The organism is Streptomyces sp. NPDC032198, assembly GCF_040636975.1.
Taxonomy (GTDB): domain Bacteria; phylum Actinomycetota; class Actinomycetes; order Streptomycetales; family Streptomycetaceae; genus Streptomyces.
Genome location: NZ_JBEZVL010000006.1, coordinates 26,172 through 42,190 on the forward strand (window position 1 = coordinate 26,172; position 16,019 = coordinate 42,190).

Consider the following 16,019-nt stretch of genomic DNA (forward strand, 5'->3'; position numbering starts at 1 on the left):
GCGGGGCGAGCGGGGCGAGCGGGGCGTGCAGCGCTGGGGCTGGCGGCTCTTGCGTCAACGTGTGCGGGGTGAGCCGCATTCCTCGGACCCATTCCTCGGACCCATTCCTCGGACCCATTCCTCGGACCGGTCCGGCTGACCCGGCGGCTCAGTGCGACAGCGTCGCCGGGCTGCCGCCGTTCGCCTCGTACCCCGCGACGGCGAGCGCGCGGTACACCGCGTAGTCCGCGGCCGGGTCGCCGGAGACCGTCCAGGGCAGGGCGCCGACGTGGCCGTCCACGTGGACCAGCTGGTTCATCGCCTCCGCCCAGCGCTCGCTGCGGACCAGGAAGAAGATCAGGAGGTGCCGCACGTGCGCCAGCATCGGGTCGTCGGGGCGGGCCGAGTGCACGGCGTAGAGGGCGCCCTCCACGGCCTTGGTGACGACCTCGCTCTCGTAGAACCCACGGACGAGGTTCACTTCGGGCAGGTGCTCGTACACCGCGAAGAGCGGAAGCGCGGACAGGAGCGAGCCCTTGGGGGCGCGGGCCGCCGCGGCCTCCGTGAAGTGGTGCGCGAGGTCGCGCGAGCCGTGCCACTTCTCGCACCAGTAGTGCAGGGCCGCCAGATGCGCCCCCATGTGCGCGGGCGCACGGTCCAGGATCTTCAGCCACAGCTGCTCGAACTCCTCGCGCGGGTACGCGAGGCCGCGCGCGATCGAGAGCTCGATGATGTACGGGACGGGGTCGCCGGGGGAGAGGAGCGCCGCCTGCGCGCAGGCCTCCCTCGCCTCCTCCAGGATGATCCGGAACTCGTCCGTCCCGGACGTCGACGACCGCCAGGCCTGCTGGACCAGGAACTCCGCGTGCACCGCGGCGCCGCCCGCGTCCTTGGGTGCCTCGGCCCGCCACACGCGCAGCCACTGCCCGCCGGGCTGGTCGCTGACCCCGCCGGGACGCTCCTGCAGCTCCAGGGACGCCGCGCCCGCGAACGCCTGCACGCGCTGCCAGCGCACCTCGCCGTGCACCTCCGTGCCCGCGAGCAGCTGCGAGGCCGCCTTCCAGCTCTGCGACTGCTGGACCACGTCCAGGACGTCGAGGAGGTCGTGGTCCGGGCCCGGCATGCGGATGTCCAGCTCCTCCTGCCGTGCGAAGCCGTAGTCCGCCGGGTCCGCGGCGTCCGGTGAACCGGGGGCGACCTGGCGGATTCCGCCGCGCCTGCGCAGCAGGACAGGGCCGAGGACCGCCCCGATCATGATCACTGCCATCAGCGCCCAGAGAATCTCCATGAGTACAAGCGAACCAGACTGCTCTGACACTTGGCGAACCAGTCTCGAACTTGTCGGCCCCGACCTCGTCCCGGACTAGGCTCTGGCCACATGAGTGACACGTTCAGCAGCCAGAGTTTCGAGACCGTCGCGATCCACGCGGGCAACACCGCCGACCCGCTGACCGGCGCGGTCGTCCCGCCGATCTACCAGGTGTCGACGTACAAGCAGGACGGCGTCGGCGGGCTGCGCGGCGGCTATGAGTACAGCCGCAGCGCCAACCCCACCCGCACCGCCCTGGAGGAGAACCTGGCCGCCCTGGAGGGCGGCAGGCGTGGGCTCGCCTTCGCGTCGGGTCTCGCCGCGGAGGACTGCCTCCTGCGTACGCTGCTCGCTCCCGGTGACCACGTGGTCATCCCGAACGACGCGTACGGCGGCACGTTCCGGCTCTTCGCGAAGGTCGTGTCCCGGTGGGGCGTCGAGTGGTCGGTCGCCGACACCTCCGACCCGGCGGCGGTACGGGCCGCGGTGACCGACCGTACGAAGGCGATCTGGGTGGAGACCCCCTCCAACCCGCTGCTCGGCATCACGGACATCGCGGCCGTCGCGCAGGTCGCCAAGGAGGCGGGCGCCCGGCTCGTCGTCGACAACACCTTCGCGAGCCCCTACCTCCAGCAGCCGCTCGCGCTCGGCGCCGATGTGGTCGTGCACTCCCTGACGAAGTACATGGGCGGGCACTCGGACGTCGTGGGCGGCGCGCTGGTCGTCAGCGACCCCGACCTCGGCGAGGAGCTGGCGTACCACCAGAACGCGATGGGCGCGGTGGCCGGTCCCTTCGACGCGTGGCTGGTCCTTCGCGGCATCAAGACGCTGGCCGTCCGGATGGACCGGCACAGTGAGAACGCGACGAAGGTCGCCGAGATGCTGTCGCGCCACGCGCGCGTGACGCGTGTTCTCTACCCCGGGCTTCCGGAGCACCCCGGTCACGAGACCGCGGCCAAGCAGATGAAGGCGTTCGGCGGGATGGTGTCCTTCCAGGTCACCGGCGGCGAGGAGGCGGCGGTCGCCGTCTGCGACCGCGCGAAGCTGTTCACCCTGGGGGAGTCCCTCGGCGGTGTGGAGTCCCTGATCGAGCACCCGGGGCGGATGACGCACGCCTCGGTGGTGGGCTCGGCCCTCGAGGTCCCCGCCGACCTGGTGCGGCTCTCCGTGGGCATCGAGAACGCGGACGACCTGCTGGCCGACCTGCAGCAGGCGCTGGGCTAGTCGCGCCCTTGGGCCCGTTCGTTCCGGCGCCGGGTCACCAGCTGGTGAGGGGTGGGGTCGTCTGCGAGGGCGGCTCCACCCACGGCTGCTCGACCGACGCCCAGACCACGAAGGCGATCGCCGCCACGAGCAGCAGGAGCCACAGCAGCCGGCGCGCCGCCCTTCTGCGGCGCAGCATGCGGCCGCCGCGGCGCAGCGCCTCCTCGTAGAGCTCGGGCGGGGCCGAGGGGGGCGTGCCGTCGTCCAGGAGGCGGCGGACAGCGCTCGCCTTGCGGTCGTGCTGGTTCATGACGGGGCCGCCTCCCCCAGGGGAACCGTCGGTGCCGGGCCGCGCGGCGGGTGGAGCACCGTCTCCATGGCGCGGGCGCAGATCGTCTCCACCCGGTCGGCGGGCAGGCCGAGCAGCGCAGCCGTCTGCTCCTCGGCGACGCCCTCGTACAGCCGCAGGACGAGAATCAGCCGCTCCTGGGGCGTGAGGCGGGCCAGGACGCCGCCGTGGCTCCGGTGCCGCCGCCAGGCCCCGCGCGCGAAGCGGATGGCCAGCTGCTGGCGGGTGCGGTCGTACGGGTCCTCGCCGCGCATCCGGTCCCAGGTCGCGTACGAGTGCGCCAGGGACGCGGTCAGCAGGGCACGCGCGTGTGGGTTGGCGTTCGGGGGCTCGGTGGTGAGCAGCGTCGCCGCATGCAGCAGCCGCCCTGCCGCGCCCGCGACGAACGCCTCGAACTCCCGGGCCCGGCGGGCGTTCACCAACGCCTGCCGTCCGCGCACCGCGCCTCCCGCCTGGAGGGGACCGGGCCCCCAGGTCTCATATGAGGCCAGGCGGGTGGCCGGGGTCAAGAGGTTGGCGTACTCGGAGCCGTCCGTCTCAGGAAGCGGGCGCGTCCGGCGTCGCCTGTGAGGTCTGGCGGGCGGAGAGCGCGGAATTGAAGCGCGTGAGGAGCGTGCAGAAGCTTTCGCGCTCCTCCGGGGACCAGTCACCGGTCAGCTCGGCCATCAGGTCACGCCGCGAGGACCGCACTTCGTTGAGGCGTGCCTCGCCGCGCGGCGACAGCTGGAGCACCACGGCGCGGCCGTCCTCGGGGTGCGAGGTGCGCTTGACGAGGCCCGTGTCGACCAGCGGGGCGACCTGCCGGGTGACGGTCGACGAGTCGATTCCCATGCTCGCCGCGAGCGCCTTGACGCCCATCGGCCCCTCCTTGTCGAGGCGGTTGAGCAGCAGATACGCGGCGCGGTCCATGGAGTTGCGGACCTGTCCGACGCCGCCGAGGCGCGTCTGCTCCGCACGCCGGGCGAACACGGCCACCTGGTGTTGCAGCGTGTCGAGGAGGCCGGGATCGCTGGCGGTCGTCATGTCCGGAGTTGTGGGCATGGCCGGGGGCTCACTTCATGCGAGGGCGATGGGTTGGGGGACAGGGTACGCGGCCGGGACGCGAGGCGTACCGGCGCTGCGCAAACCAGTCTCGGCACGTGGTCACCACAGGAGGACCCCGGTGTGAACTGGGAGACTTGCCGTCATGAACTACCGCACGACTCACTCCTTGCCGACGGTCACCCTCGACGACGTGCGCGGTGCCCAGAAGATGCTCTCGGGTGTGTCCAGGGTGACGGCGATGGAAGGCAGCAGGCATCTGTCGCAGCTGGTGGGCGCGCCGGTGCACTTCAAGTGCGAGAACCTCCAGCGGACGGGCTCGTTCAAGCTGCGCGGCGCGTACGTGCGGATCGCGGGCCTCTATCCCGAGGAGCGCGCGGCCGGTGTGGTCGCCGCGAGTGCGGGCAACCACGCGCAGGGCGTGGCCCTCGCGTCCTCGCTGCTCGGCGTGCGCTCCACGGTCTTCATGCCGGTGGGCGCCCCGCTGCCCAAGGTCGCGGCGACCCGTGAGTACGGCGCGGAGGTGCGGCTGCACGGTCAGGTGGTCGACGAGACGCTGGCCGCGGCCCAGGAGTACGCGCACGAGACGGGCGCCGTCTTCATCCACCCCTTCGACCACCCCGACATCATCGCGGGGCAGGGCACGGTGGGCCTGGAGATCCTGGAGCAGTGCCCCGAGCTGCGCACGCTGGTCCTTGGCGTCGGCGGCGGCGGGCTCGCCGCGGGCATCGCGGTGGCGGTCAAGACGCTGCGCCCGGACGTCAAGGTGATCGGCGTGCAGGCCGCGGGCTCGGCGGCGTACCCGCCCTCGCTCGCCGCCGGGCACCCGGTGTCGATCGAGAACCCGGCGACGATGGCCGACGGCATCAAGGTCGGCCGCCCCGGCGACGTGCCGTTCCGGATCATCGACGAGCTGCTCGACGACATCGTCACCGTCTCCGAGGACGAGCTGTCCAGCGCGCTGCTTCTCTGCCTGGAGCGGGCCAAGATGGTCGTCGAGCCGGCGGGCGCGAGCCCGGTCGCGGCGCTCCTGAGCAGGCCGCAGGAGTTCGAGGGCCCGGTGGTCGCGCTCCTGTCGGGCGGCAACGTCGACCCGCTCCTGATGCAGCGGATCCTGCGCCACGGCATGGCGGCGGCGGGCCGCTACCTGTCGCTGCGGCTGCGCCTCACGGACCGGCCGGGGGCGCTGGCCACGCTCCTCGGGGTGTTGTCGGTCGTCGACGCCAACGTCCTGGACGTGGGCCACGTGCGGACCGATCCGCGCCTCGGACTCACGGAGGTGGAGGTGGAGTTGCACCTGGAGACCAAGGGGCCCGCGCACTGCGCCGAGGTCGGCAGGGCCCTGGGCGAGGCGGGCTACACCGTCATCGGCTGACGGGCCGCGTCGCGCCGCTGCCGCGCCGAAATTCCCGTACGCGCACGGCCGGTTGCCGCTATTTTGCGTTGTCCACAGGCTTCGTCTCGCGTTGTCCACAGGCTCCGCGAAACCCGTTGTGGAGACGCGATGTATCGCGTTATGGTGTGTCTCACGTCACTGGTCACCGGGCACGTCGTACCCGGCAAATCTAAGCTTTTCCGTAGGAAGTCACCCACACCACTGGGAGAACCCACATGCCAGGCGCCATCTACGCCGAAGGCCTTGTGAAGACCTTCGGCGACGTAAGGGCTCTGGACGGCGTCGATCTCGATGTCCCGGAAGGCACCGTGCTCGGCCTTCTCGGGCCGAACGGCGCGGGCAAGACCACGGCGGTGCGCTGTCTGACGACGCTTCTGACGCCGGACAGCGGCCGCGCGGTCGTCGCGGGCATCGACGTGCTGAAGCATCCGAACGAAGTGCGGCGGTCGATCGGCCTCTCGGGCCAGTTCGCCGCCGTCGACGAGTACCTGACGGGCCGCGAGAACCTCCAGATGGTCGGCCAGCTCTACCAGATGAAGGCGAAGGAGGCGAAGGTCAGGGCGGGCGAGCTGCTCGACCGGTTCCATCTCGCCGACGCCGCGGACCGCCCCTCCAAGACGTATTCGGGAGGCATGCGCCGCCGCCTCGACCTCGCGGCCGCGCTCGTCGTGTCGCCCCCGGTGATGTTCATGGACGAGCCGACCACGGGCCTCGACCCGCGCAACCGGCAGCAGCTCTGGGAGGTCATCCAGGAGCTGGTGTCGGGCGGCACGACCCTGCTGCTCACCACCCAGTACCTCGAAGAGGCCGACCACCTGGCGCACGACATCTGCGTCGTCGACCACGGCCGCGTCATCGCCCGCGGCACCTCCGACCAGCTCAAGGCGCAGACCGGCGGCGAGCGCGTCGAGGTCGTCGTGCACGAGCGCGAGCAGATCACCTCGGCCACCGAGGTCCTGCGCGGCTTCGGCAAGGGCGACGTCGCCGTCGAGAACCACACCCGCAAGCTCACGGTCCCGGTCTCCGGCGGCGCCAAGCTGCTCGCCGAGGTCATCCGCGAGCTGGACGCCCGCGGGGTCGAGATCGACGACATCGGGCTGCGCCGCCCGACCCTGGACGACGTGTTCATCTCGCTGACGGGCCACGTCGCCGAGGCGGACGAAGCCAACGGCAACGGCAACGGGAACGGCATCGAGGACGCGAAGGCCGAGCCCAAGAAGGAGGCCGACAAGTGAGCTCCGCGACCGGCATCGTGACCAAACCCGCCGCAGGACCCAGGCCCGCGGGCGGCATCGGCCAGTCCGTCAGGGACTCCCTGGTCGTCGCCAAGCGCAACCTCATCCGGATGTCCCGGATCCCGGAGATGGTCATCTTCGGCCTGATCCAGCCGATCATGTTCGTGGTGCTGTTCAGCTACGTCTTCGGCGGATCCATGAAGATCGGCGCCAGCACCGACCCGGCGGTCTACCGCAACTTCCTGATGGCGGGCATCTTCGCGCAGACCGTCACCTTCGCCACCGCGGGCGCGGGAGCCGGCATCGCCGACGACATGCACAAGGGCCTCATCGACCGCTTCCGGTCGCTGCCCATGGCGCGCGGAGCCGTCCTCACCGGCCGGACCATCGCCGACCTCGTGCAGACCGCGCTCACCCTCGTGGTGCTCGCGATCGTCGCGCTCCTGGTCGGCTGGCGGGTCCACGAAGGCATAGGCAAGGCGCTGGCCGCCTTCGGCCTGCTCCTCCTGCTCGGGTACGCCTTCACCTGGATCGGCGCGCTCATCGGCCTGTCGGTCCGCACCCCGGAGGCGGCCACATCGGGCGGCCTGATCTGGCTCTTCCCGGTCACGTTCATCTCGAACGCGTTCGTGGACTCCAGCCAGATGACGCCCTGGCTGCGGCACGTCGCCGACTGGAACCCCTTCAGCGCGACCGTCCAGGCCTGCCGCGAGCTCTTCGGCAATCCCGGCGTCTCGGACTCGTCGGCCTGGCCCATGCAGCACCCGGTCTGGGCCTCGGTGATCTACTCGGTCCTGATCGTCCTGCTCTTCAGGACCCTCGCGGTCCGCAAGTACCGCTCGGCCACGGCCTGACCCGGGCACGCGACCAGACACGCGAAAGGCCCCCCGCGCACTCGGCGCCGGGGGCCTTCCGCATCGACCGAAGCGGCCTCAGGACTGGTAGGGCTTCGCCTGGAGGATCTTCACCGAGGCGAGCTTGCCGTTCGGCAGCTCGTACTGCGCGTCCTCGCCGATCTTCTTGCCGTCCACGCCGCGGCCGAGCGGGGACTGCGGCGAATACGTCTCGATATCGGCGCTCGCGTACTCGCGCGAGGCGAGCAGGAAGGTCACGGTGTCGTCCTCGTCACCGTCGAAAGCGATCGTCACGACCATGCCGGGCGCCACCACGCCATCCGCCGCCGGCGCCTCACCGACCTTCGCATGCTCCAGGAGCTGGGTCAGCTGGCGGACGCGGAGCTCCTGCTTGCCCTGCTCCTCCTTGGCCGCGTGGTACCCGCCGTTCTCGCGCAGGTCGCCCTCCTCACGTGCCGCCGCGATCTTCGTAGCGATCTCGGTGCGCGCAGGACCAGACAGGTACTCCAGCTCGGCCTTGAGCTGGTTGTACGCCTCCTGGGTAAGCCAGGTGACGTTCTCGCTGGTCTGGGTCACAGGTGCTCCTCGTAGGTACTGGGAATACAAAGCATCGCCCTACCCAGAAGGATGTTCCCTAACGGGTGGGCGAAACCACGAGCCTAACAATTCAGGCGCGTGAGGGGGAGGACATAAGCCATCAGAAATACGTCAACGCAGGTGAGAGCAGGTACACCGGGGGCGTCGGCCGGTCAGTGTGACGCGTGGGGCGGGCCGGCGGCGGTCCGGCTCAGCCGGAGTGGCAGCCGAGCAGCTCGGCGCTCGTCCCGCGCGCCTTCGTGCGCAGCGTGACGACCTTGTCGATCCGGCCGTCGTTCTGGTCGAAGCGGAAGTCCGCGCGACCCACCTCTTCGCCGTCCTCGGCCTGCGAGCGCAGGGTGCAGTAGCCCTTCGCGTCCGCGTCCTTGCGCACCTCCAGGTGCACCTCGACCGCACTGTCCGAGACGACCTCGAACTTGATCACTTCGCCGCTGACCTTGGTGCCGGAGACGTAGTCGTACCCGAACCAGCCGATCATCAGGAGGAAGAGCACACCGAGGACCGAGCCGGCGATCTTCAGCTTGCGGTCCGCGCGCTCGTCGGCCGAGCGCTCACGGCCGTACCGGCCATCGGGGAGCTTGTCGCTCACGGCCGCCATGATCGTCCTCCAGGAAAAGGGGATGCCGGAATTTTCCGCCCCCCGGTTCCGTCACTATAGAAGCCGCCCATCGCGCCGAATTGACCAGGGCGCCGGATGACTGAGGAACGAGTCTTGACTGAGCAGCTGCGACTGATGGCCGTCCACGCCCACCCCGACGACGAGTCGTCGAAGGGCGCGGCCACCATGGCCAAGTACGTGTCCGAGGGGGTGGACGTGCATGTCGTGACCTGCACGGGCGGGGAGCGCGGCGACATCCTCAACCCCAAGCTCCAGGGTGACAAGTACATCCAGGAGAACATCCACGAGGTGCGCCGCAAGGAGATGGACGAGGCGCGCGAGATCCTCGGCGTCAAGCAGGACTGGCTCGGTTTCGTCGACTCGGGTCTGCCCGAGGGCGACCCGCTGCCGCCGCTGCCCGAGGGCTGCTTCGCCCTGGAGGACGTCGACAAGGCAGCCGGTGAGCTGGTCCGGCAGATCCGCTCCTTCCGTCCGCAGGTCATCACGACGTACGACGAGAACGGCGGCTATCCGCACCCCGACCACATCATGACCCACAAGATCACGATGGTGGCCTTCGACGGGGCGGCGGACGCCGAGAAGTACCCCGAGAGTGAGTACGGCCCGGTCTTCCAGCCGCAGAAGCTCTACTACAACCAGGGCTTCAACCGGCCGCGCACCGAGGCGCTGCACCAGGCGATGCTCGACAAGGGCCTGGAGTCGCCGTACGGGGACTGGCTGAAGCGCTGGGACGAATTCGAGCGGGTCGAGCGCACGCTGACCACGCACGTTCCCTGCGCCGACTTCTACGAGGTCCGCGACCGGGCGCTGATCGCGCACGCCACGCAGATCGACCCCGAGGGCGGCTGGTTCCGCGTCCCGATGGAGCTCCAGAAGGAGGTCTGGCCCACGGAGGAGTACGAGCTCGCGAAGTCGCTCGTCGATACATCCCTCCCCGAGGACGACCTCTTTGCGGGCATCCGCGACAATGCCTAGCGTGAACGCACATCTGGCAATGACGCATCTCGTCCCTCTCGCCAAAGAGGTCGACGATGACAAGGTGACCCCGGGTGTTCTCGGCTTCATCGTCTTCGCGGTGATGGCTCTCGCCGTGTGGGGGCTGATGAAGTCGATGAGCAAGCACATGCGGAAGGTCGACTTCAAGGAGCCCGCGGAGGTCTCCACCGGTGACGGGAAGACCTCCGGGGCCGAGCCCCGCGAGGGTTAGCCCGCTGTCGCCACCGTCACTCCCATCACCTCTCGGGAGTGGCGGTTCGGCACCATGCCCAGGCGCCAGGCCTGCCAGCCGGCCTCCAGCTCGGCGCCGCGCTCCAGGAGCAGGCCGTACGCCTCCATGTAGTCGTCCAGCTTGCCGTCGCGCGTCGGGTGACCGGCGCGGGCGAGCTGGCTGAGCTCCTCCTGGGCGACGGCGGTGCCGATCTCCCAGCCGCCCGGCGCCCCGTACGGCAGCACGGTGCAGCGCAGGAAGCGGGCCCAGTCCTCGCCCCGGCGGTCTCCGTACGAGGCGAACAGGGCGGCGGCCTCGTCGCACAGGGCGAGCGCCTGCTGGGCACGGGTGTTCCCCGCGTCCACGACCGCCAGCTCCAGGCACGTCCAGGCCTCGCCGTGCGCGACGCCGATGCGCTGGAAGTCGGCGCGGGCGTCCACCAGGAGCTGACGGGCGAAGCCGGAGTTGCGCAGCGAGCCCGTCTGGGCGGCGCGCTGGTCGCGGGTCACCCGGGCCGAGTGGTGCCGGGCGCAGGCCAGGCCGTACACGTCCCGCATCCGCGAGAACATCGTGCGGGAGCGCTCCAGCTCGCGCACCGCCTGGTCGAGGCTGCCCGCCTCCTCCAGGGCCTGGCCCAGGTAGTAGGCGCTCCACGCCTCGCCGCGCGCGTCCTCGTTGTCGCGGTGCCGGGAGACCGCCTGGCGCAGCCCGTCGACCGCGGCCGTCGCGTCGCCATCCACCATGCGGGCCCGCGCCAGCTGCGTCAGGGCCCACGCCTCGCCGCGGCCGTCACGCGTGCGCCCGTACAGGTCGAGGGCGCCGCGCAGCTGCTCCTCCGCACGCGGTACGTCGCCCATGCGCAGGCAGAGCTGGCCGAGCTGGAAGTGCGCCCAGGCCTCGCCGTGCAGGGAGTCGTTCTCGCGGTGCAGGGCCAGTGAGGCCTCCAGGAGCCGCAGCGCCTCGTTGAGGTTGGCGCGGTCGCGCTCCACCGCCGCCAGGGCGTGCATCGTCCAGGCGCGGTCACCGGCGAGCTCGTCGGGGGACTGCAGTTCGAGGGCCTCGTGCAGGCGCGCCGACGCCTCCGTCAGGTTGCCCTGGTGGTGCAGGGTGATCCCCAGGGAGCAGAGGGCGAGGGCGGCGCCCGCGTCCTGGTGGGCCTCCATGTACAGGTCCACGACCGACGTCAGGGTCGTCCGCGCCTGGTCGAGCTCGCCGAGCTGCCGGGACGCGATGCCGGTGCGCCACCGCACGCTCCGTACGAGAAGCCCCTGGTCGACGGCTTGCGTCAGCTCGCTGATCTCGCCCAGGCGGTAGAGGTCGCCGCGCAGCAGGCAGTAGTCGCACAGCGCGCCCAGGAGATTGAGCACCGCCTCCTGGTCGACGCCCTCCGCGTGCCGCAGGGCTGCCGTGATGAAGCTCGACTCGTCGTCGAGCCAGCGCAGGGCCGCGTCGAGCGAGGAGAAGCCGTGCCGGTCGAACTGGCCGGCCCGCGTTGACATCTTGCCGTCGACCAGGCGGATCACCGATCCGGCGAGCTCGCTGTAGCTGACGATCAGGCGCTCCTGCGCGGCGGTGCGCTCCGCGGGCTCCTCCTCGTCGATGAGACGGGCCAGCGCGAAGGCCCGTACGAGATCGTGCAGGCGGTAGCGGCTGCCGCGCACGTGGTCGACGAGGCCGGCACGGGAGAGCGCGGTGAGCTGGCGGGCCGCCTCGTTCTCGTCGGCGCCGAGCAGGGCAGTGGCGGCGGCCGCTCCCAGCGAGGCGCGCCCGGCGAGCGCGAGCCTGCGCAACAGGCGGCGCGCGGGCTCGGACTGGTCGGTGTAGCGCAGCCACAGCACGCGCTCGACCGGCTCCACGGGGCCGTACGCGGCCAGGTCGGCGGCGAGCTGACGTGTCGTGCGCGCGCCGATCGAGGAACCGGCGACGCGCAGGGCGAGCGGCAGGCCGCCGCACAAGTCCCGCACGGCGTCGGCGGATTCGGCGTCGTAGGGCCCGGAGGTGTCCTCCGCGGCCTCCCGCAGGAGCTGCTCCGCGCCCGCCGCGTCCAGCGGCTCCACCGGCAGCTGATGCACCCAGGCGGGAAGATCCGCCGGGAGTTCCAGGGGCTTGCGGGTGGTGACGATGACGAGGCTGTCGGAGCGCTCGGGCACGAGGGTGCGCACCTGCTCCGGGTCGCTGGCGTCATCGAGTACGACGGTGACGGCGAGGCCGGTCAGATACTGGTGGTAGAGCTCGCTGAGCCGCTTGACCTGCTGTTCCTGCGAGGAACGCTCACGGAAGAGCAGTTGCTCGCGCGGGGCGCCCAATCGATTCAGCAGATGCAGGAGCGCGTCCCGCGTGGTCAGCGGTTGCGAGCTTTCGCCCCGCAGGTCGACGACGCAGGCGCCCCGGAACTGGTCCCGCAGATCGTGCGCGGCACGGACGGCGAGCGAGGAGCGCCCGGAGCCGGGCGCGCCGTGCAGCACGACGACCGTGGGCCGGGTCTCGGTGCTGGCCCGCGCCGCGTGCACCCACTGGGCGACCCGGGCGAGCTCGGTGCGGCGCCCCGAGAACGGCCCTTCCAGCTCGGGGAGTTGGGCGAAGGACTGCTCCAGTACGGTGCGCCTGCGCGCCGCCGCGCTCTTGTCCGTGCCGCGCAGCTGCGGTGAGGCCTTCTTCTTGCCGGAGGGGGCCTGCAGCACCCGCTGCTGGTCGAGGAAGGGCCGGATGCCCCGCACCTCCAGGGCGGTCAGCCACTGCAGCCGCAGCTGCTCGGGCCCGCCCGGCTGGCTGATCGCACCGGCGCGGCGGCTGGCCGCGGGCACGTGGTCCGCGGTGACCTTCACGACGGTGGTGGCGGCGCCGACGACGGCGACGGCCGCGCCCGCACCCATGGCGGTCGAGACCCCGGTCCCGAGCACGAGGTCGGCGAGACACGCGCCCACGGCCGCAACGGCGGCCACGAGCAGCGGAGTTCCCGCGCCCTCCTTGGCATAGCGCTGCCCGAAGGAGAGCTGTCCCGCCTCCGACTCCTCGACGGCCTGCGTATAGGCGGCGTACTCCTCGGCGGCGGTCTGCCCCATGGCATCCAGCGAGGCCCGGGCCCGCGAGAGCAGCACGCCCCCGTCGATACGGCCACCGGAGCGCCGCACCTCTTCCTCCACCGCCCGCACCAACAGCCGCTCGGCTTCGGCCCGATGGCTGTCCCGCATATGGGTCCCCCTCCGAGAGCAATAGTCACCTGCGGTCACAAGTGTCCTGCGTACGGGCCTCCGGCGCGAGGGAGTCCGCGGATCACGTGGGCCAGTCCCCGGATCGGCGGCCCATGTGAGCGAGGATGGGAGGCATGCCGAACCGACTGGCCCACGAGACGTCCCCCTATCTTCTTCAGCACGCCGACAACCCCGTCGACTGGTGGCCCTGGTCGGCGGAGGCCTTTGACGAGGCGCGGGAGCGGGGTGTGCCGGTGCTGCTCAGTGTCGGGTACAGCAGTTGCCACTGGTGTCACGTCATGGCGCACGAGTCCTTCGAGGACGCGGACACGGCCGCCTTCCTGAACGCGCACTTCGTCAACATCAAGGTCGACCGCGAGGAGCGGCCCGACATCGACGCCGTCTACATGGAGGCCGTGCAGGCCGCGACCGGGCAGGGCGGCTGGCCCATGACGGTCTTCCTGACGCCCGACGCCGAGCCCTTCTACTTCGGCACCTACTTCCCGCCCGAGCCGCGGCACGGCATGCCCTCCTTCCAGCAGGTGGCCGACGGGGTCCGGCGCGCCTGGACGGACCGGCGCGGCGAGGTCGCCGAGGTCGCCGGGAAGATCGTGCGGGACCTCGCCGACCGGCAGCTCTCCTTCGGCGCCGACGAGATGCCCGGCGAGGACGAGCTCGCGCAGGCGCTCCTCGGCCTGACGCGCGACTACGACGCCTCGCGCGGCGGCTTCGGCGGCGCGCCCAAGTTCCCGCCGTCCATGGTCGTCGAGTTCCTGCTGCGGCACTACGCCCGCACCGGCTCCGAGGGCGCCCTCCAGATGGCCGCCGACACGTGCGAGCGGATGGCGCGCGGCGGGATCTACGACCAGCTGGGCGGCGGCTTCGCCCGCTACTCCGTGGACCGGGAGTGGGTCGTGCCCCACTTCGAGAAGATGCTGTACGACAACGCGCTGCTCTGCCGGGTCTACGCCCACCTGTGGCGGGCCACCGGATCGGACCTCGCGCGGCGTGTCGCCCTGGAGACCGCCGACTTCATGGTGCGCGAACTGCGCACGAACGAGGGCGGCTTCGCCTCGGCACTCGACGCGGACAGCGAGGACGGGGCGACCGGCAAGCACGTCGAGGGCGCGTACTACGTCTGGACGCCGGAGCAGCTGCGTGAGGCGCTCGGTGACGCGGACGCCGAGCTGGCCGCCACGTACTTCGGGGTGACGGAGGAAGGGACCTTCGAGGAGGGCGCGTCGGTTCTTCAGCTCCCCGAGGCGCCGGGTGTGGTGGCGGATGCCGAGCGGCTCTCCTCGATCCGGGAGCGGCTGCTCGCCGCGCGCTCGCGGAGGCCCGCGCCCGGCCGTGACGACAAGGTCGTCGCCGCCTGGAACGGGCTCGCCGTCGCGGCGCTCGCGGAGGTCGGCGCGTACTTCGACCGGCCGGATCTGGTGGCGGCGGCGGTCGGCGCCGGTGATCTGCTCGTGCGGCTGCACATGGACGACAAGGCGCGGCTCTCCCGTACGTCCAAGGACGGTCAAGTGGGCGCCAACGCAGGCGTGTTGGAGGACTACGCCGATGTCGCCGAGGGCTTCCTCGCGCTGGCGTCCGTGACGGGCGAGGGCGTCTGGCTGGAGTTCGCCGGGTTCCTCCTGGACCACGTGCTCGGCCAGTTCGTGGACCCGGAGTCCGGGTCCCTGTACGACACCGCGGCCGACGCGGAGCAGTTGATCCGGCGGCCGCAGGACCCCACGGACAACGCGGTACCGTCCGGCTGGACGGCGGCCGCGGGCGCGCTGCTCTCGTACGCCGCGCAGACCGGTGCCGAGCCGCATCGCCTCGCGGCGGAGCGGGCGCTGGGGGTGGTGAAGGGGCTCGCGCCCCGGGCGCCCCGGTTCATCGGGAACGGCCTCGCGGTGGCCGAGGCCGCGCTCGACGGTCCGCGTGAGGTCGCCGTGATCGGTGAGGTGGGGGGCGACCTGCACCGTACGGCGCTGTTGGGGGCGGCACCCGGGGCCGTGGTCGCGGTCGGTCCCGCGGGCGGCGACGAGTTCCCGCTGCTCGCGGGCAGGGAGCAGCCCGCGGCCTACGTCTGCCGCCGGTTCGTCTGCGACGCGCCCACCACCGACCCGGGGGAGCTGGCGGCGAAGCTGTCCGGCTGAGGGCTCGGGCGGGCCCTGCGGGGCTCTCCCCGATCCCGCCCCTTCCCGAAACCATGGGGCTCCGCCCCCTGGGCCCCCGGCGTTTGAGGACGAACTCGGCGAAGCCGGTGACGACCGCGCTCAAGGCCCCGGCGCCGACCGGTTTTCGGGAAGGGGCGGGGTGGGGGAAAACTCCTCCAACGCCCGCGCCACGATCCCCTCAAGACGGTCATGGTGCGCTCCCCGCCAGTACACCCGCCCGCAGTCCCCGCACTCCGCGAACACGTCGTACGTCCCCCGGGTGCCGCCCTCCAGCCGCTCCGCCACATCCTCCTTGCTCGCCGCCCGCAGTGAGCTGTTGCACGCGGTGCAGCGGGTCCACGGACGCAGCTCGGGGGCGAACCGGCCCAGGACATCCCGGAGTTGTTCGTCCGGCGCGTCGCTGTAGACGTACGCGCCAGCCCACAGCTCCCGTCGCCGCAGCAGACCCCGGTCCCGGCTGAGCAGCACCCGGCGCTCGGCGGCCGAGCGCCGGGCGAGTGCGGGATCGCCGATGTCCGTGCTCTCGTACGCCGCGTCGACGCCCAGGAGCCGCAACCGGCGGGCCAGCGTGCCGAGATGGACGTCGAGGAGGAAGCGCAGGGGAGCGCCGGGGACGGGCTGGGGGCGCGGGACGGTGCGGACCTCCACGGATTCGTCCGCCGCCGGGACGTGCGAGACCGGGACCTCGGCGCCGTCCACGACGAGCGAGCCGACCTCCGTCAGCGGAACCCCGAGCGATTCGACGACGTGCCCGAGCGTGGACACACCGTCCGTAACGGCCTTGGTGGGGCCGCCCCTTCGCTCGTGCGGGACGAAAAGCCCCAGCTCGGGGGCGAAGTCGATGAGGATCTCCGGACCGTTCATGCGGTCA

The 16,019-nt window shown here is 71.6% G+C and carries 15 protein-coding genes; 7 read left to right on the forward strand and 8 right to left on the reverse strand.

The annotated features are described in order from the left end of the window. Window positions 1-148: 148 nt before the first annotated feature. Window positions 149-1,267: a hypothetical protein gene (locus AB0E78_RS16865; RefSeq protein ID WP_361832883.1), complete on the reverse strand. Its 1,119-nt coding sequence runs from the start codon at window positions 1,265-1,267 to the stop codon at window positions 149-151. Between the two features lie 90 nt (window positions 1,268-1,357). On the opposite strand from AB0E78_RS16865, the gene AB0E78_RS16870 reads away from it, so the two are divergent. After that, window positions 1,358-2,512 carry a cystathionine gamma-synthase gene (locus AB0E78_RS16870; protein ID WP_361832885.1) on the forward strand — a complete coding sequence of 385 codons (1,155 nt, stop codon included), beginning with the start codon at window positions 1,358-1,360 and terminating at the stop codon, window positions 2,510-2,512. Between the two features lie 34 nt (window positions 2,513-2,546). On the opposite strand, the gene AB0E78_RS16875 is transcribed toward AB0E78_RS16870, so the two are convergent. From AB0E78_RS16875 to AB0E78_RS16885, 3 genes are all read right to left on the reverse strand, one after another. Beyond that, the gene (locus AB0E78_RS16875; RefSeq protein ID WP_361832887.1) at window positions 2,547-2,801 is read right to left on the reverse strand and encodes a hypothetical protein; all 255 of its coding nucleotides are present in this window, start codon (window positions 2,799-2,801) and stop codon (window positions 2,547-2,549) included. Next, a complete protein-coding gene (locus AB0E78_RS16880) occupies window positions 2,798-3,280 on the reverse strand; it encodes a sigma factor-like helix-turn-helix DNA-binding protein (protein ID WP_361833769.1) in 483 nt (160 codons plus the stop codon). Before AB0E78_RS16880 ends, AB0E78_RS16875 begins: the two co-directional genes overlap by 4 nt. Before the next feature lie 97 nt (window positions 3,281-3,377). Next, window positions 3,378-3,881: a MarR family transcriptional regulator gene (locus AB0E78_RS16885; RefSeq protein ID WP_361832889.1), complete on the reverse strand. Its 504-nt coding sequence runs from the start codon at window positions 3,879-3,881 to the stop codon at window positions 3,378-3,380. A 145-nt stretch (window positions 3,882-4,026) separates the two neighbouring features. Between AB0E78_RS16885 and ilvA the strand changes: the two genes are divergently transcribed. The 3 genes from ilvA (at window position 4,027) to AB0E78_RS16900 (ending at window position 7,366) form a co-directional block, all read left to right on the forward strand. Beyond that, entirely contained in the window at window positions 4,027-5,256 is a 1,230-nt protein-coding gene (gene ilvA / locus AB0E78_RS16890) for a threonine ammonia-lyase (RefSeq protein ID WP_361832890.1), read from the forward strand. A gap of 236 nt (window positions 5,257-5,492) precedes the next feature. After that, window positions 5,493-6,512: an ATP-binding cassette domain-containing protein gene (locus AB0E78_RS16895; protein WP_361832892.1), complete on the forward strand. Its 1,020-nt coding sequence runs from the start codon at window positions 5,493-5,495 to the stop codon at window positions 6,510-6,512. A gap of 14 nt (window positions 6,513-6,526) precedes the next feature. After that, entirely contained in the window at window positions 6,527-7,366 is an 840-nt protein-coding gene (locus AB0E78_RS16900; RefSeq protein WP_361833771.1) for an ABC transporter permease, read from the forward strand. A gap of 78 nt (window positions 7,367-7,444) precedes the next feature. On the opposite strand, the gene greA is transcribed toward AB0E78_RS16900, so the two are convergent. Both greA and AB0E78_RS16910 read right to left on the reverse strand, forming a co-directional pair. Continuing rightward, window positions 7,445-7,942 (reverse strand): transcription elongation factor GreA, encoded by a 498-nt coding sequence (gene greA / locus AB0E78_RS16905; RefSeq protein WP_361832894.1) that lies wholly within the window; start codon window positions 7,940-7,942, stop codon window positions 7,445-7,447. A 211-nt stretch (window positions 7,943-8,153) separates the two neighbouring features. Further along, window positions 8,154-8,561, reverse strand: coding sequence for a DUF4307 domain-containing protein (locus tag AB0E78_RS16910; RefSeq protein WP_361832896.1), 408 nt, complete (start codon window positions 8,559-8,561; stop codon window positions 8,154-8,156). A gap of 114 nt (window positions 8,562-8,675) precedes the next feature. On the opposite strand from AB0E78_RS16910, the gene mca reads away from it, so the two are divergent. Next, window positions 8,676-9,557 carry a mycothiol conjugate amidase Mca gene (mca, locus tag AB0E78_RS16915; protein ID WP_361832898.1) on the forward strand — a complete coding sequence of 294 codons (882 nt, stop codon included), beginning with the start codon at window positions 8,676-8,678 and terminating at the stop codon, window positions 9,555-9,557. Beyond that, window positions 9,550-9,789, forward strand: coding sequence for a hypothetical protein (locus tag AB0E78_RS16920; protein ID WP_361832900.1), 240 nt, complete (start codon window positions 9,550-9,552; stop codon window positions 9,787-9,789). The genes mca and AB0E78_RS16920 overlap by 8 nt, the downstream gene beginning before the upstream one ends. Here AB0E78_RS16920 and AB0E78_RS16925 read toward each other — a convergent pair. Beyond that, window positions 9,786-12,980, reverse strand: coding sequence for a tetratricopeptide repeat protein (locus AB0E78_RS16925; RefSeq protein ID WP_361832902.1), 3,195 nt, complete (start codon window positions 12,978-12,980; stop codon window positions 9,786-9,788). The two genes, AB0E78_RS16920 and AB0E78_RS16925, sit on opposite strands and share 4 nt — an antisense overlap. A 134-nt stretch (window positions 12,981-13,114) precedes the next feature. Between AB0E78_RS16925 and AB0E78_RS16930 the strand changes: the two genes are divergently transcribed. Next, a complete protein-coding gene (locus AB0E78_RS16930; protein WP_361832904.1) occupies window positions 13,115-15,127 on the forward strand; it encodes a thioredoxin domain-containing protein in 2,013 nt (670 codons plus the stop codon). A gap of 120 nt (window positions 15,128-15,247) precedes the next feature. Here the strand turns inward: AB0E78_RS16930 and AB0E78_RS16935 are convergent, their stop codons facing one another. Then, window positions 15,248-16,012: a Mut7-C RNAse domain-containing protein gene (locus tag AB0E78_RS16935; protein ID WP_361832906.1), complete on the reverse strand. Its 765-nt coding sequence runs from the start codon at window positions 16,010-16,012 to the stop codon at window positions 15,248-15,250. Window positions 16,013-16,019: the final 7 nt, after the last annotated feature.

Excerpts from the sequence above, each read along its gene's own strand:
- AB0E78_RS16865 (WP_361832883.1), bottom strand. The coding sequence starts at position 1,267 with ATGGAGATTCTCTGGGCGCTGATGGCAGTGATCATGATCGGGGCGGTC.
- AB0E78_RS16870 (WP_361832885.1), top strand. The coding sequence starts at position 1,358 with ATGAGTGACACGTTCAGCAGCCAGAGTTTCGAGACCGTCGCGATCCAC.
- AB0E78_RS16875 (WP_361832887.1), bottom strand. The coding sequence starts at position 2,801 with ATGAACCAGCACGACCGCAAGGCGAGCGCTGTCCGCCGCCTCCTGGAC.
- AB0E78_RS16885 (WP_361832889.1), bottom strand. The coding sequence starts at position 3,881 with ATGCCCACAACTCCGGACATGACGACCGCCAGCGATCCCGGCCTCCTC.
- ilvA (WP_361832890.1), top strand. The coding sequence starts at position 4,027 with ATGAACTACCGCACGACTCACTCCTTGCCGACGGTCACCCTCGACGAC.
- AB0E78_RS16895 (WP_361832892.1), top strand. The coding sequence starts at position 5,493 with ATGCCAGGCGCCATCTACGCCGAAGGCCTTGTGAAGACCTTCGGCGAC.
- AB0E78_RS16910 (WP_361832896.1), bottom strand. The coding sequence starts at position 8,561 with ATGGCGGCCGTGAGCGACAAGCTCCCCGATGGCCGGTACGGCCGTGAG.
- AB0E78_RS16920 (WP_361832900.1), top strand. The coding sequence starts at position 9,550 with ATGCCTAGCGTGAACGCACATCTGGCAATGACGCATCTCGTCCCTCTC.
- AB0E78_RS16925 (WP_361832902.1), bottom strand. The coding sequence starts at position 12,980 with ATGCGGGACAGCCATCGGGCCGAAGCCGAGCGGCTGTTGGTGCGGGCG.
- AB0E78_RS16930 (WP_361832904.1), top strand. The coding sequence starts at position 13,115 with ATGCCGAACCGACTGGCCCACGAGACGTCCCCCTATCTTCTTCAGCAC.
- AB0E78_RS16935 (WP_361832906.1), bottom strand. The coding sequence starts at position 16,012 with ATGAACGGTCCGGAGATCCTCATCGACTTCGCCCCCGAGCTGGGGCTT.